Here is a 14946-nt window from a genome sequence, read left to right on the forward strand (position 1 = left end):
GAACTTTAAAACCTATTATCCCCATCCAACAAATCACCTAAGGAACCTAGAATACTTCCTTCTCCCTTATCCTTTCCTCCTCTTGGAATTGCGGCCAATACCCGACCCGCTAATCGGCTAAAGGGTAGCGATTGAATATATACGGTACCCGGGCCCCTCAGAGTAGCAAAAAAGAGTCCTTCCCCGCCAAAGATGGTATTTCGTATACCACCGATAAATTCAATATCATAGTCCACATCCTTGGTAAATCCAACAATGCAGCCTGTGTCTACTTTTAAAACTTCACCTGGCCCCAACGTCTTTTTGGCCAATGTACCACCTGCATGGACGAATGTCATTCCGTCACCCTCCAATTTTTGCATAATGAACCCTTCACCCCCAAAGAGACCGCGACCCAATCTTTTTGAGAATTCGATTCCGACGGAAACTCCTTTGGCCGCACATAAAAAAGCATCTTTTTGACAGATGAACCTTCCACCGAGTTCAGATAAGTCGATGGGAACGATTTTTCCAGGATAGGGAGAGGCAAAACTTACCTTCTTTTTGCCCTGACCAATGTTTAAGAAGGCGGTCATAAACAGGCTTTCTCCGGTAAGCATACGTTTACCGGCTGAAAATATTTTACCCAATACGCTATTGTCTTGGTTGCTACCGTCCCCAAAAATGGTATTCATTTTAATATCGGTGTCCATCATCATAAAGCTACCGGCTTCGGCCACCACAGCCTCTTGCGGATCTAGCTCGATCTCCACATATTGCATTTCCTCCCCAAAAATCTCGTAATCTATTTCGTGTGCGTTCATTTTGTTCTGTTTTTTGTTGATGCGTATTAGTTTTCGATATTACCTGAATTGTTACAATTGTCCTACTTTTTCTTTCAGGAGTTTTGCTAACTCAGAAGCTTTTTCAGACCCAATAAAATAGTTATCTCCATTATATAGTAGTACTTGGATTCCTTTCTTAGCTTTAATATTGTAGACGTTACCGTAATTCTTGTTTACCAGTAATCCTAGCCCTTTTGGAGCATATAAAACGGAGGCAATAGATTTTATTTCCTCAATGGAAATGCTCTTTTTGAAAAACGGGTAAAAATGAATTTGAAGCTCCTGCTCCTTTATAGATATCTCCAATTTAAGGACCAAAAATAAAGCTATAAATAAAATACTGAGCAGCACAGCATATATGGCCCACATGTTGATGGTGACTTTAGATTCTTCCAAAACCTGTGTAAATGCATCGACTTCCCCTTGAGTTTTTACTATCGTTACACTATTTGTAATTAAATTATAGATTGACAAGGAAAAAGCGACTATCAAAAATAACCACATCCACCACGGCGTGAACTCATGGGTCTCTTTAAAAGAAAAGCTTTCGTACTGTTTCATTGTTTTAAAATTACCGTCCACAAAATCCTTCGTCAAGCTTTGGATGATGGCTTTCCAAAATTTCAATCAACTTTTTAATCGTACCGTCCATTCGAAATTAAAGGTACTTACCACTACCCCATCGGTATTCACCCCCACCGATTTCATCCAAATCGTTTGTCCTTCTCCCGTAGCGATCGTTTTCTCCAAAGCTTCTTTAATTAAGTGTCCATCCTCACAAGTAAAGGTGATTTTACCAGTAGCCTTTTTGGAGAAATTGGCATTGTTATTGGCCACAAGCATGGAGATTTTCTTACCAGTCGCATTGATTTGATCAATCATCATGGCCCCTGTTGAGAGTTCTGCGGCCATGCCCTGCACAGCCCAAAACATAGAATTAAAGGGATTTTGGTTGAACCATTTATGGGTAACGGTCACCACGGCCTTCCGTTGATCTAAGTATTTTAAACGTACCCCGCACCACCAAGCAGAGGGCAACTTAAAGAAGGTGAACGTATTGAATTTACGTATGTTTACGGCCATTACAGTATTATTTATTTTCTAAAAATATTGATAATTATCAACATCTTAAAATGTTAATAAAAAGTTAAATATTAGTACTATGTGTTACATAGTACCATCTTTTAAACATATATTTGCATAGTAAGTTATTATGTAATCAATGTATTCTTTTAAAACCTAGTAACTTAAACTATCATCAAATTAAAGAACGAGCCATGACCGATTCATTAACAAAACACGAAAGAAACCTCTCCGCATTAATACATGCGAGTACGTTTTCCAAATTCTTTATCCCTTTTGGGAATTTTATTGTGCCCCTCATTTTATGGACGGCCAATAAAAAAGAATATGAGTTTGTAGACCATAATGGAAAACAGGCCTTGAATTTTCAAATTAGCCTTCTACTCTACTCTATTATTCTTGGGATTATAAGTATTCCTTTTTTCATTGGCTTTTTTCCAAATATTTTCGATTTCGATTTCTTTGGGTTTGGCCACTTAAATAATTGGAACAACCTCAACTTTCACATAGATAGTGATGACTTTAGGTTTGGAACTTGGCTAATACCCGTGGGAATCACAGGTCTACTACAAGGTGCATTGTTCGTGGTGAACATTATCTATACCATTTTGGCCACCATCAGAACCAATGAAGGACAACTTTTTCAATACCCCTTAACCATTAAATTTATAAAGTAATGACCTTGTTAAAAGTAATAGTATATATCGTTGTTGCCTTCTTTACGAGTTTGGCTTTTGGACAGGTTGCAAAGGATTCTGAGTTGTACAATGAGTTGAAAAAACAGGACAGTATCTTGTTCCATGCGGCTTTCAATACCTGTAACGCCGATGTTCTTGAAGAAATCTTTACCGATGACTTTGAGTTCTATCATGACAAAAGCGGATTCACGGATGGCAAGAAGGCTTTTTTAGCTCCGTTCATTGAAAATTGTGCCGATAGAAATCCGAATGAACCACAGGCATCTAAACGAATTTTGCTGCCCAACACCTTGGAGGTTTATCCATTGTACAATAATGGAGAAATCTATGGAGCCTTGCAACATGGAGTGCACAGGTTCGAGTTCCTAAATGAGAAAAAAGAGTATCAAAAAGGAGACGTTGCCCAATTTACCCACGTGTGGATAAAACAGGGCGACACTTGGAAAGTAAAAAGGGAATTAAGTTTCGATCATCAATATAAACCAGAGTTTAAATAGGGTATTCATCACACCCATAGGAGTTTACTAATCAATCAAAAATCAATCAAGGATGTTTATTCATCAATCAAAAAACGAACCGTTAACCCATGCAGACCACAAGAAAGCAGAAGGAGTAATCCCCAATGAGAAAGTGGCCGCATAAAAAAGAAAAGACATTATGAATGTAGAAAATACAAAAGCGCAGATGCGTAAGGGAGTCTTGGAGTACTGCATCCTGTCCATTTTAAACGGACAAGATAAGTACGCCTCGGAAATCCTGGATACGCTAAAGGATGCCAAAATGCTGGTGGTTGAAGGGACTATTTATCCCCTTTTAACCCGATTAAAAAACGCCGGGCTTCTCAATTATCGTTGGGAAGAATCTACCTCCGACCACCAAGAAAGTACTATACCCTAACGGAGACCGGGAAACTTTTTTTAAAGGAACTGGACACCACATGGGATGAATTGAGAAAGGCCACGAATCTGGTAACCAACACAAAAAACAGCTAACAATGAACAAGACAGTAAATATAAATCTAGCAAATACGCTCTTCCATATAGACGAGGATGCGTACAACAAAATGCGTAGGTATTTGGAAAGCGTGAAACGCTCCTTTGCCAATACGCCGGGAAGCGACGAAATTTTGGCCGATATAGAGGCCAGGATCGCAGAACTCTTCTACGAAAAATTAGAGAACGAAAGACAGGTAATCACCCAAAAGCAAGTGGACGAAGTAATCGCCATTATGGGACAACCGTGAAGATTATATGGTGGATGAGGACATTTTTGAGGACGAACCAAAGTCCAAGAGCACAGATCCCGCCCCACGTGTAAAAAAATTGTACCGTGATACCGAACAAAAATACGTTGCGGGGGTTTCCTCAGGTCCGGCCCATTACTTGGGAATAGATCCGTTATGGATACGCATCCTTTGGGTCTTTTTGACCATAGGTTCCGGTGGCGGGTTTATACTTCTTTATGGCCTTCTTTGGATATTGATACCGAAGCGACCACCACTGCCCAAAAATTGGATATGCGTGGCGAAGCAGTAAATATTAGCAATATTGAGCGTAAGGTTAAGGAGGGTTTTGAGGACGTTGCGGATCGTGTAAAAAGTGTTGACTACGAAAAGGTAGGCAATACCGTCAAAAAAGGAGGGAAAACATTTTTTGATACCCTTGGTGACATTATCATGTTCTTTTTCAAAATCTTTGGAAAATTCATAGGAATCTTATTGATCATCATAGGGGCTTCTACCTTAATTGGTCTTTTTGTAGGACTGATTTCAGTAGGTGTCATGGATATGATCCATGTACCGGGAATTGACTTTTACAATGTTGTCAACTCTAGCAATATGCCAATTTGGTTGGTTTCATTATTAGCCTTTTTTGCTATAGGAATCCCATTTTTCTTCCTTCTTTATTTAGGCCTGAAAATTTTGGTGAAGAACCTAAAGTCTATTGGAAACATTGCTAAATTCAGTCTTTTGGGACTTTGGTTAATATCCATTATATTATTGATTGTATTCGGGGTAAGGGAAGCCGCAGCACATGCCTATTCCGGAAGTGCCACATCTGAGACAGAGGTTTATTTTGAAAATCCCGTGGATACATTGAATATACGCTTGGCCACTTTCGACTACAATAGAGACCGAAAAATGCATATGGGGAATATGATCATTACCCATGATGATAATGGTGAAAAGATATTGGTATCGGAAGATGTACGATTCAGAATCAGAAAATCGAACGACACCATTTTTAGAATCGAGGTACGCAAGGAAGCCAATAGTCCTTCCTTTGCGAGGGCCAAGGAAACCGCGGAAGCCATCAACTATGACTATACTGTAACCGGTAACGAACTTGTATTTAATAATTATCTACAGATTCCAGGAGACAGCAAATTTAATGACCAAGAGGTACGGGTGAATGTCTTTGTTCCTGTTGGGACCGTTCTCACCTATGATCGGGGAGATGGTCGTAGTTGGGTAATGAGGGCCGACACCGATCGGAACACCAACAACTTGGACGGATATACATGGGAAATGGAAAGTGATAATGAACTACGATGCCTTGATTGTCCAGCAGATATGGAATTTGATGAAGATTCCGATAATAGGGTACGCATCAACGAAAATGGTATCGATATAAACATCAACGATACGGATGGGGAATCCTTTAAAATGAAAATCGATGAAAATGGGGTGCGAATCAATGCGAAGGACAACGATGAAGAAAAGGTGGATATAAACATCGATGCGAACGAAAGCAAGATAGAGATACAGGCCCAGGACGGCGATACCACCATGCGGAAGACCATTTCAAAGAATTAATTTAAAGATGACAGTTCAGAGATGAAAAACTACAATTCAGTAGAAATCATTTAATAAAGAGATTATATAACATCAATTTTACATCATTCAATAAACAACAATCTAAAAACAAACATCATGACAACAGTAGTAAGAGTAACCATAGCATTTGTACTTGCCATATTCTTGTCCTCCTGCGGCTTCGACGTTAATTTCGGGGACTTTGGAACAGGAAAGTCCGGTAACGGTATCGTAGTGGAAGAAACAAGGGAGGTAACCGAGGATTTTAATGTGATTCACGCATCGGAAGGAATTCAAGTGTACGTGACCCAAGCTTCTGACTACAGTATTTCTGTGGAAGGGGACGAAAATATCATTGACCTTATAGGTACCGATATTCGTAATGGAAAATTAAAAATCCATGCCATAGAGAACATCGGTAGAGCTACTAAAAAGGTATTTGTTTCTTTACCGAACATTACCTCTTTGGAAAGTTCCAGTGGAGCTCACTTGACCTCACAAAATCTAATTAAGGGAGATGATATCAATGTAGATTCCAGTAGTGGTTCTATTCTGAATGTGGAAGTGAACGCCAATCACGTAGAAATAGATGCGAGCAGTGGCGCCAATATTGAAATTACAGGGAACGCCAAGGAAGTGTATGTGGATGGAAGCAGTGGTGCAAACATTAGGGCCAAGGACTTGGTATCAGAGGAATGTCGTGCAGAAGCAAGTAGTGGTTCTAACATAAGCGTCAATGTTTCGGGCCTTCTAACAGCTGACGCCAGCAGCGGTGGCAACATATCTTATAAAGGAGACCCTACAGTTAAAAAGAACAAATCGGTTTCTCGCAGCGTGCATAAATATTAAAGGTAAATTTTAACCTATCAACCAACGAACCCACTGAAAATTCAGTGGGTTTTGATTTTGGATTATGGGTCATATCCCTATCTTAGTAGTATGCAATTACAGCTACAAAAACATACTTTGGCATTACGCCACACCTTTAGTATTTCTAGGGAGTCCCATGATTTTCAGGACACTCTTATCGTAGGTTTGGGTCTAAAGGGCCACACAGGATTTGGGGAAGCTACGAGCAACCCGTATTACCAAATTACCGTTGAAAGTATGATGGCCGAAATCGAATTGGTACGAGAAATTATCGAAACGTTCGATTTCAAAAATCCCGAAACATTTCATGCATTTCTTAAGGGTAAAGGTTTATCTAATTTTACATTGTGCGCCTTGGACCTAGCGGCTCACGACCTGTATGGTAAACTAAATGGAAAACCCTTGTACGAACTATGGGGAACACAAAATGACCACTACCCTATTACCAATTATACGATAGGAATCGCACCTATTGAAGAAATGGTCTCCAAAATGATGGACATGCCATGGCCTATCTATAAAATAAAATTGGGAACTGAAGATGATGTTTCTATTGTGAGAGAGCTTAGAAAACATACCAATGCTGTTTTTAGAATCGATGCCAATTGTGCATGAACCGCTGAGGAAACTATTGATAATGCCCCTTTGCTAAAAGAATTGGGGGTGGAGTTTTTAGAGCAACCCTTGAAAGCGGATGATTGGGAAGGCATGGAAAAAGTAGTTCATCAAAGTGTACTGCCTATCATTGCGGACGAAAGCTGTATTGTAGAAAGCGATGTTGAGAAATGCGCCATGCACTTTAATGGTATCAACATAAAGCTCACCAAATGCGGCGGCCTCACCCCTGCCCTTCGCATGATAAAAAGGGGAAAAGAGCTTGGTTTGAAAGTCATGGTGGGATGTATGACAGAATCTACCGTGGGAATATCGGCCATAGCCCAATTATTACCTCAATTGGATTATGTGGATATGGATGGAGCACTACTTTTGAAAAATGATATTGCCAAGGGTGTCGAGATACAAAAAAACGGTAAGGTGATTTTTCCGAATTGGCCGGTAGCGGAGTAACAATGATGTAGAATCTATGGCGTATTTTATCGATTCATTCCCAGGGAGAGAAATAAAGTATGAGGGGCAGGAATACCTGTATTTTGGGGGAACCTCTTATTTGGGACTCCAAAATTACCCGCCATTTCAGGAACTCTTTATAAATAACATTAGAAAATATGGAACCAATTACAGTGCTTCCGGAAAATCCAATGTCCGCTTTTCTATTTTCCATTTGGCTGAGGATTATCTCTCCGATTTAGTAGGGAGTGAAGCCTGCATCACGCAATCCTCAGGATATTTGGCTGGACAATTTTTATCGGACTATATTCATAAAAAGTCCTGTAAACCCTTTTTTGCTCCCAATACACATTCTGCATTGTTCAGGCATCAGGTTAAAAATTATGTGACCTATGCGAGTTTAAACATAGCCTTGCGAAATTACCTGAATGAACCCAATGCCAAAACCCCTGTTTTATTCATGGACGCCATAGATTTTTCGGGAGGTGGCTATCCTGACTTTGAAAGTTTAAAAATCCTTCCACTTAATGAAATCATAGTAGTGGCGGACGACTCCCATGGTATCGGGATAATAGGAAAAAATGGGAGCGGTGTATACAGGTCTTTACAAGCGTTGAATCCCAAAAAATTATTTGTATGCTGCTCGTTGGGAAAAGGGTTTGGTGTACAAGCGGGAGCTATCTTTGGTAATAAGGAAGATTTGCTTCATATGGAAAACACCTCCTTTTATGGTGGTGCAAGTCCGGCAAGTCCGGCCGCAATTGCCACGTTCTTGGAAGCGGCCCCTCTTTACTTGGAAAGAAGGAATATTTTAAAGGCTAACTTGGATTATTTTTTAGAAACTAATGAGTCTCTGAAACACTTTAGACATATGCAGGGGCATCCAACTTTTACCTTTTTAAATCAAGAACTGGTTCAATTTCCGGAGAAGCACCATATTATCGTTACCAATTTTAACTATCCAAAAGAAAGCTCTGAAACGATGAGCCGTATTGTACTTTCGGCCTCACATATAAAGTCCGATATCGATTTGCTGACCAATACCCTAAACAATTTCAGACGTTAGGTCTACACCTAAACCTTACTGAAAATTTGATAATTATTATCCTTAAAAATTGTTAAATTATCAATATTATTTGTACCTTTTATGGTATTAATAACCATTAAATAATTTGGCCATGAAAAAATTAATTGGGTCAGTTTTTTTGATGTTCTTATTGGTAACCCTTACCAGTATCACTTCTTCAAAACTACAAAACGCGAATTCCTTAGAAGGAACCTGGGAACTTATCAACCGATATAATTATGATGAACAAGGTGTTTCGGATACATTACAGAACGTAAATGGTTATCGGCAAGTCAAGATTTACAGTAAAGGTAAAGTAATGTGGACACGTTATTCACCGGACGATCCGGCGGAATGGTTCGGATATGGGTCGTATACCAATACAGCAAACGAATTAGAAGAGCGATTGGAATTTGCCTCTTCAGAAATGATGAAAATACAGGACACCGTTCGTATATTCAAGTTTGAACTGGTTTTGGATGAAAACAATTATAGCCAAATAACATTGGACGATGATGGGAATAGGGTCTATGCAGAGAATTATAAGCGAATCGACTAAAAATAGCATCTTAGTAAACAAAAAAAGCGCCTAAACGGCGCTTTTTTATTTATCTATTATTATTCAATTATTATAATCGTCCGCTATGGTTTCTGCCACAGAACCTATGGTCGCCAGATAACGCTCTGCATCCAAGGCTGCCATACATCCAGTACCGGCAGCAGTTACCGCCTGCCTGTATTCCTTATCCTGGGCATCACCGAAGCAAAGACCCCAGGGATATTAGTCTTGGTAGATTTACCCTTGGTAATAATATATCCGGTTTCGTCCATATCTAATTGCCCCTTGAAAATATCCGTATTGGGTTTATGTCCAATGGCAATAAATAGACCTGTAATGGCAATCTCTTCTTTTTCACCGGTTTGATTATTCACCATTCTTAGTCCTTCAACCACTTGGTCTCCCAGCACCTCGTCCACCTCTGTATTGTACTTTATTTCAATATTTTTGAGGCTTTGAACCCTATGCTGCATGGCTTTTGAAGCTCTCATATAATCCTTACGACCAACATGGTAACCTTATTGCAGATATTTGCCAAATACGAGGCCTCCTCGGCCGCAGTATCCCCAGCACCAACAATGGCAACATCCTGACCTTTATAGAAGAAACCGTCACAAACGGCGCAGGCCGAGACTCCTCCGCCCCTTAATCTCTGTTCACTAGGGATATTCAAATATTTTGCCGATGCCCCAGTAGATATAATCACCGTTTCAGCTTCAATTTGCTTTTCATTATCGACGGTAATTTTATGGATACCGCCCTCTTTTTTACTAAAATCCACATTCGTCACCATACCGATGCGTACATCAGTTCCAAAACGTTCCGCCTGTTGCTGAAGTTGAACCATCATAGAAGGTCCGTCTATACCCTCTCGGATAGCCCGGAAAATTATCTACTTCTGTGGTGGTGGTAAGTTGTCCACCTGGTTCCATACCTGTATATAAAACTGGTTTTAAATCCGCTCTTGCAGCATAAATTGCAGCCGTATATCCAGCAGATCCAGATCCAATTATCAATGTTTTTAAACGCTCTATTGCTTCCGACATAATAGTATCTTTCAATTCGTTCTACAAAAGTAGGATATTGGACAAAAAACTTACATGGAAGTTATTAAAAGTTTTCACAGGAATGTGTGTTCCCTTTAATTCCTAATTGGAATAAATTAAAAGGTCATTCGGTCAACATATTCACGGTTGCAACGGTTCTAAATCCTGTATGTTCCAACGAAGAATCCATACTGGAACCCATCCTTGCAGAAACGCGATAACTTGCACAATAGGAGGCACTACATAAAAAAGAACCTCCCTTTATCACCCTTTCCTTGGCATAAGGGTTGTTGGGGGTAAATGGCATTTTGGCACCCTGTGGGTTTTTCTCGACCAAACCTGAAGCACTTGCTTCCTTATAATAATTGGTATTGTACCAATCACTTGTCCACTCCCGGACATTGCCCGCCATGTCATACAATCCGTAATCGTTTGGGGGGTAAGACTTCACTGGGGCCCTCAATTCAAATCCATCCGTTTTGGTGTTGGATACCGGGAATTCGCCTTCCCAAGTATTGGCCCTGTCCTTCAGTACATCAATATCATCTCCCCGAAAAAGGTGGTTCCTTCCTTTCCCGCCCTAGCGGCCAATTCCCATTCTGCCTCTGTAGGCAAACGTCTTCCTGCCCATTTGCAGTAGGCCAAGGCATCCTCATAGGATATTTGTACCACGGGATAATTTTCCTTGCCTTCGATAGAACTGCTAGATCCATTAGGGTGCCTCCAATCAGCTCCTATAGTCCAATTCCACCATTGTGAAAAGTCGTAAAGATTGGGTACCGAAGTCTTTGTTTTTTTAAAGGTCAATGAACCTGGTTGCAATAATGAATCATGGGGTTTCTCTGTTCCCTCCGGCACTTGTTTCTTTAATTCCTCCCAGTCGATGGCCCTTTCCGCTGTGGTAACATAACCTGTTTGTTCCACAAACTTCTTGAACTGGGCATTGGTCACTTCGGTAATGTCCATAAAAAACCCATCTACTAAAACATGTATTGCAGGTTTTTCGTGCTGCATCGCCATTTTATCTTGGGAAACAGCACCTTGTTTTAAGGCCCCTCCCGGTACCCAAACCATACCTTCCGGGAAAGCAATGTTATCCGGCTTTTCTATAAGTACATCTTGACCAATTTCTGCAACTTTTGAAGTCTCATGTTCCGAATTTGAACTTTCCGTTAGTTTCGCCGCCTCTTGCTTACATGCCTGCAAGCCCGGAAATACAAGTACGAAAACCTTCACTAATTTTTGCATTTTAGTTCTTTAGCTATTGGTAAAACTACACATTATGCTTGGAGAAGACAATAGTATGTAAAGTTTGGTTCTATTATGATAACCACAAAAAAACACCTAGCCGAGCTAGGTGTTCCCCTATATTTGCTATTATGGTTGGAGACTCCTAATTTCCTTTCTTGTAATCTTCTAGGAACTTCGCTAAACCACTATCCGTCAAAGGATGTTTTAAAAGACCCTTAATTGCGGATAAAGGATCGGTCATAACATCCGCGCCAATTTTGGCACAATCCAATACATGCATCACGTGTCTTACGGAGGCTGCCAAAATTTCCGTTTCAAAACCGTAGTTGTCGTATATCAATCTAATATCGGATATTAACCCAAGTCCATCCGTGGAAATATCGTCCAATCTTCCAATAAACGGGGAGACATAGGTGGCTCCCGCCTTTGCCGCCAATAATGCCTGACCTGCAGAAAACACCAATGTTACATTTGTCTTTATTCCTTTATCCGAAAAATATTTACAGGCTTTTACACCGTCGGCAATCATAGGAAGTTTAACTACAATCTGGGGATTTAGGGCTGCCAATTTCTCCCCTTCTTCGACCATCCCGTCAAAATCGGTGGAAATAACCTCTGCACTTACATGCCCATCAACCAAATCACAGATTTTCTTGTAGTGATTTAGGATATTTTCAGTTCCCGTTATACCCTCCTTGGCCATTAGGGATGGATTGGTGGTGACACCGTCCAATACTCCCATATCTTGGGCTTCCTTTATTTCATCTAGGTTTGCTGTATCTATAAAAAATTTCATTGTATTCTTCTTTTATCTATTTGTTCAAAAATTCTATTACTTCTTTATATACCTGATCTCCCGTAAATCCAAACTTTTCATCCAATACGGAAGCCGGCGCAGAATATCCAAAGTGTTCAAGACCGAAAACCTTTCCATTTGATTCTGCCAAACCTTCTAAATTTACAGGTAAACCTGCCGTCAATCCAAAAACTGGTTTGTTGCCAGGAATCACTTTTTCCTGATATTCCTTAGACTGCTGTCTAAAAATACCTTCGGACGGGATAGAGGCAATGTTTACTTTGAGATTTTTCTTTTCCTCCAATAATTTTGATGCATCTACAAGAGTGGATACTTCTGAACCGTTGGCAACTAAAATCACATCCGGGTCACTGGATTCCTTCACCAAATAACCGCCCTTTTCCGCTCCAAGGGCCGCATCATATCTACTACCGGACTCTGCAGGAACGTCCTTAATATTCTGTCTTGATAAAATAAGACCCGTTGGAGTTTTTTTATTCTCAATGGCCATTTTCCAAGCTACATTGGTTTCCTGTGAATCTGCAGGGCGCAGGGCCACAAAGCTCTGCTCATGGCTGTGGTTCTTTAATTTTTCCAATAAGCGTATTTGTGCCTCCTGTTCTATAGGCTGGTGGGTGGGATCATCTTCCCCTATCCTAAAGGCATCATGGGTCCAAACATATTTCACCGGTAATTCTTGAATGGCGCTCAATCGAATGGCAGGCTTCATATAATCCGAGAAAACGAAGAAAGTTGCCACTACAGGAATAATCCCGCCATGAAGAGCGATTCCATTGGCAATCGCCGCCATGGTCAACTCGGCCACCCCGGCTTGTAAAAAGGCCCCTGAAAAATCACCCTTTTTAAGAATAGAGGTCTTTTTAAGGAAACCATCCGTTTTATCGCTGTTGGATAAATCAGCAGAAGAAACAATCATATTCTCCACATTCTCTGCTAAGTAGGCCAAAACATTGGACGATGCCGCTCTTGTAGCCTGACCTTCTTTCTGTGTGATGGAGCCAAAATCTAAATCAGGTAGTTTACCATCAAAGAAACTATCCATTTTACTGGAAAGTTCCGGATTATCAGCTCGCCAAGCATCGATTTTCAACTTCTTTGCATGGGCCGCCGCTCTTTTTTTCCAACGATATCCTCATAATATTCCGCGACACTTTTAAAGATTTCAAACGGATTGTCTACGTCTGCCCCTAAGTTTTCTAGCGTCTTTTGATAATCTGCACCTGTATCACCAATCGGTTTTCCATGTAATTCGGTATGACCTTCATACATTTCACCATCTGCGGTAACACATCCTTTACCCATAATGGTATGTCCAATAATCAATGTGGGCTTTTCGGTCTCCGCATTGGCATCGGCCGTAGCCTTTCTTATTTGGTCATGGTCATGGCCATCAATGGTTACCACCTTCCAACCCCATGCTTCATATTTCTTTGCAGTATCCTCGGAAGTAACCTCATCAGTCTTTGAGGAAAGCTGTACATCGTTTGCGTCATAGAACATGATGAAATTATTCAATCCCAAATGTCCTGCTATTCGGCCAGCTCCTTGGGAAATTTCCTCTTGAACCCCACCATCGGAGATAAATCCATAAATCTTATGGTTCATCCAATCTCCAAAACGTGCCTGTAAAAATTTAGCCGCAATGGTGGCGCCCACACCCATGGTATGACCTTGTCCCAAGGATCCCGAGGTATTTTCCACTCCCCTAGCCACATCCACTTCCGGGTGACCCGGTGTAACGGACTCCCATTGTCTAAAGTTGGCAATGTCCTCCTTCTTATAATTGCCCAACAAATAATACTGAGCGTACATGAGTGTAGATAGGTGACCTGCATCCATAAAAAAACGGTCACGGAATGGCCAATGCATATCCGCTGGATCGTAATTAAAGAATTCGGAGTATAGAATATGCATAAAATCTGCCCCACCCATGGGTCCTCCCGGGTGTCCGAATTTGCCTTTTCCACCATAGCCACAGCCAAGGCCCTGATGTTATCCGCTGCTAGTTGATCAATTTCTTGGTTCATTTATTAAAAGGTTGTTTGAAATTTGCTTTTACATTTAGACTTTGCGCCCCAAATATACCGTATTTATAGCGCCTTTTAAAATTATTGCACCACATATAATTATATATATGTGTAAAAATCACATTTAAAAAATATCCATTAAAATTTTTAAGTGAAAAGTAAACTAAAAATCAACCATACATCTAAAATGTTGTACTATGGACATAAAAAAAACCCACTAAAAGTGGGCTTTTTTTATCTGTAAGAACGCTCTTCTTATTGCTGTGCCATCTCTAAATTGATGGTCAAATCGATTTCACTGCCAATAGCAGCACTCTCTTCACCAACACCAAATTCAGTTCTGTCTATTGTACCGGTCAATTTTAATCCAGCTTTTAATTTTTGACTACGCTGATCAGTAATCACTCCGTTTACTTTTCCTTCCAATGTTACAGGCTTTGTAACCCCATGCATAGTTAAGTCTCCCATCATTTTGAAGGTATTGTCACCTGTTTTTTCAATGGAAGTAGTTTTAAAGGTCATTGTAGGGTGGGCTTCTACATCAAAGAAATCTCCGCTCTTTAAATGACCATCTCTTCTTTCATTATCGGTATCAACACTGGATGTATTTATAGATACATCAAAAGATGGATCCATAAAAGTATCACCGGCAGTAGCAGAAATTTCAAATTCGTCAAAATTACCATCTACCTCAGAAATCAATAAATGCGTAACGGTAAAACCAATTTTAGAGTGTGCTTTGTCAGCTGTCCATGTAGACTGGGCTGTAAGCACTGAACAAAATATCAGTGCTAGAAGGGATAGATTTTTTTTCATAATGAT

The 14946-nt window shown here is 40.3% G+C and carries 15 protein-coding genes and 4 pseudogenes; 10 read left to right on the forward strand and 9 right to left on the reverse strand.

Features of this window, described 5'->3' with window-relative positions:
• Positions 1-5: 5 nt before the first annotated feature.
• The 3 genes from NYZ99_RS11775 to NYZ99_RS11785 are packed head-to-tail and all read right to left on the reverse strand — an operon-like array spanning position 6 to position 1907.
• Positions 6-803 (reverse strand): TIGR00266 family protein, encoded by a 798-nt coding sequence (locus NYZ99_RS11775; protein WP_138258511.1) that lies wholly within the window; start codon positions 801-803, stop codon positions 6-8.
• Between the two features lie 51 nt (positions 804-854).
• Positions 855-1451 (reverse strand): hypothetical protein, encoded by a 597-nt coding sequence (locus NYZ99_RS11780; RefSeq protein ID WP_260571344.1) that lies wholly within the window; start codon positions 1449-1451, stop codon positions 855-857.
• Positions 1452-1907 (reverse strand): DUF4442 domain-containing protein, encoded by a 456-nt coding sequence (locus NYZ99_RS11785; protein WP_260571345.1) that lies wholly within the window; start codon positions 1905-1907, stop codon positions 1452-1454.
• Positions 1908-2101: 194 nt separating this feature from the next.
• On the opposite strand from NYZ99_RS11785, the gene NYZ99_RS11790 reads away from it, so the two are divergent.
• The 10 genes and pseudogenes from NYZ99_RS11790 to NYZ99_RS11825 all read left to right on the forward strand — a co-directional run bounded on the left by NYZ99_RS11790 (position 2102) and on the right by NYZ99_RS11825 (position 8983).
• Positions 2102-2584, forward strand: coding sequence for a DUF4870 domain-containing protein (locus NYZ99_RS11790; RefSeq protein WP_260571347.1), 483 nt, complete (start codon positions 2102-2104; stop codon positions 2582-2584).
• Positions 2584-3102, forward strand: a complete 519-nt coding sequence (locus NYZ99_RS11795) for a nuclear transport factor 2 family protein (RefSeq protein WP_260571349.1) — start codon at positions 2584-2586, stop codon at positions 3100-3102. Before NYZ99_RS11790 ends, NYZ99_RS11795 begins: the two co-directional genes overlap by 1 nt.
• Positions 3103-3262: 160 nt before the next feature.
• A pseudogene (locus NYZ99_RS11800) lies at positions 3263-3597 on the forward strand (PadR family transcriptional regulator).
• A 2-nt stretch (positions 3598-3599) separates the two neighbouring features.
• Positions 3600-3848 carry a hypothetical protein gene (locus NYZ99_RS21895; RefSeq protein WP_338038983.1) on the forward strand — a complete coding sequence of 83 codons (249 nt, stop codon included), beginning with the start codon at positions 3600-3602 and terminating at the stop codon, positions 3846-3848.
• Positions 3849-3855: 7 nt separating this feature from the next.
• Positions 3856-4140, forward strand: a complete 285-nt coding sequence (locus tag NYZ99_RS21900) for a PspC domain-containing protein (RefSeq protein ID WP_338038984.1) — start codon at positions 3856-3858, stop codon at positions 4138-4140.
• On the forward strand, positions 4077-5420 hold the full coding sequence (locus NYZ99_RS11805; protein WP_338038985.1) for a hypothetical protein: 1344 nt from the start codon (positions 4077-4079) through the stop codon (positions 5418-5420). The genes NYZ99_RS21900 and NYZ99_RS11805 overlap by 64 nt, the downstream gene beginning before the upstream one ends.
• A gap of 117 nt (positions 5421-5537) precedes the next feature.
• Positions 5538-6269, forward strand: a complete 732-nt coding sequence (locus NYZ99_RS11810) for a head GIN domain-containing protein (RefSeq protein ID WP_260571350.1) — start codon at positions 5538-5540, stop codon at positions 6267-6269.
• A 90-nt stretch (positions 6270-6359) separates the two neighbouring features.
• Positions 6360-7369: pseudogene (locus NYZ99_RS11815) on the forward strand (dipeptide epimerase).
• A gap of 5 nt (positions 7370-7374) precedes the next feature.
• Positions 7375-8424 (forward strand): PLP-dependent aminotransferase family protein, encoded by a 1050-nt coding sequence (locus NYZ99_RS11820; RefSeq protein WP_260571352.1) that lies wholly within the window; start codon positions 7375-7377, stop codon positions 8422-8424.
• Positions 8425-8536: 112 nt separating this feature from the next.
• Positions 8537-8983 carry a hypothetical protein gene (locus NYZ99_RS11825; RefSeq protein WP_260571354.1) on the forward strand — a complete coding sequence of 149 codons (447 nt, stop codon included), beginning with the start codon at positions 8537-8539 and terminating at the stop codon, positions 8981-8983.
• A 63-nt stretch (positions 8984-9046) separates the two neighbouring features.
• Here NYZ99_RS11825 and trxB read toward each other — a convergent pair.
• The 6 genes and pseudogenes from trxB to NYZ99_RS11855 all read right to left on the reverse strand — a co-directional run bounded on the left by trxB (position 9047) and on the right by NYZ99_RS11855 (position 14940).
• Positions 9047-10029: pseudogene (trxB, locus tag NYZ99_RS11830) on the reverse strand (thioredoxin-disulfide reductase).
• A 124-nt stretch (positions 10030-10153) separates the two neighbouring features.
• Positions 10154-11277: pseudogene (locus NYZ99_RS22940) on the reverse strand (formylglycine-generating enzyme family protein).
• Positions 11278-11422: 145 nt separating this feature from the next.
• Entirely contained in the window at positions 11423-12076 is a 654-nt protein-coding gene (gene fsa / locus NYZ99_RS11840; RefSeq protein ID WP_260571356.1) for a fructose-6-phosphate aldolase, read from the reverse strand.
• Between the two features lie 16 nt (positions 12077-12092).
• Positions 12093-13187 (reverse strand): transketolase-like TK C-terminal-containing protein, encoded by a 1095-nt coding sequence (locus tag NYZ99_RS11845; protein ID WP_260571358.1) that lies wholly within the window; start codon positions 13185-13187, stop codon positions 12093-12095.
• Positions 13184-14029, reverse strand: a complete 846-nt coding sequence (locus tag NYZ99_RS11850; protein ID WP_260571359.1) for a transketolase family protein — start codon at positions 14027-14029, stop codon at positions 13184-13186. Before NYZ99_RS11850 ends, NYZ99_RS11845 begins: the two co-directional genes overlap by 4 nt.
• Positions 14030-14379: 350 nt before the next feature.
• On the reverse strand, positions 14380-14940 hold the full coding sequence (locus tag NYZ99_RS11855) for a YceI family protein (RefSeq protein ID WP_260571360.1): 561 nt from the start codon (positions 14938-14940) through the stop codon (positions 14380-14382).
• Positions 14941-14946: the final 6 nt, after the last annotated feature.

Origin of the sequence: Maribacter litopenaei, assembly GCF_025244665.1 — a bacterium.
Classification (GTDB): Bacteria; Bacteroidota; Bacteroidia; order Flavobacteriales; family Flavobacteriaceae; genus Maribacter; species Maribacter litopenaei.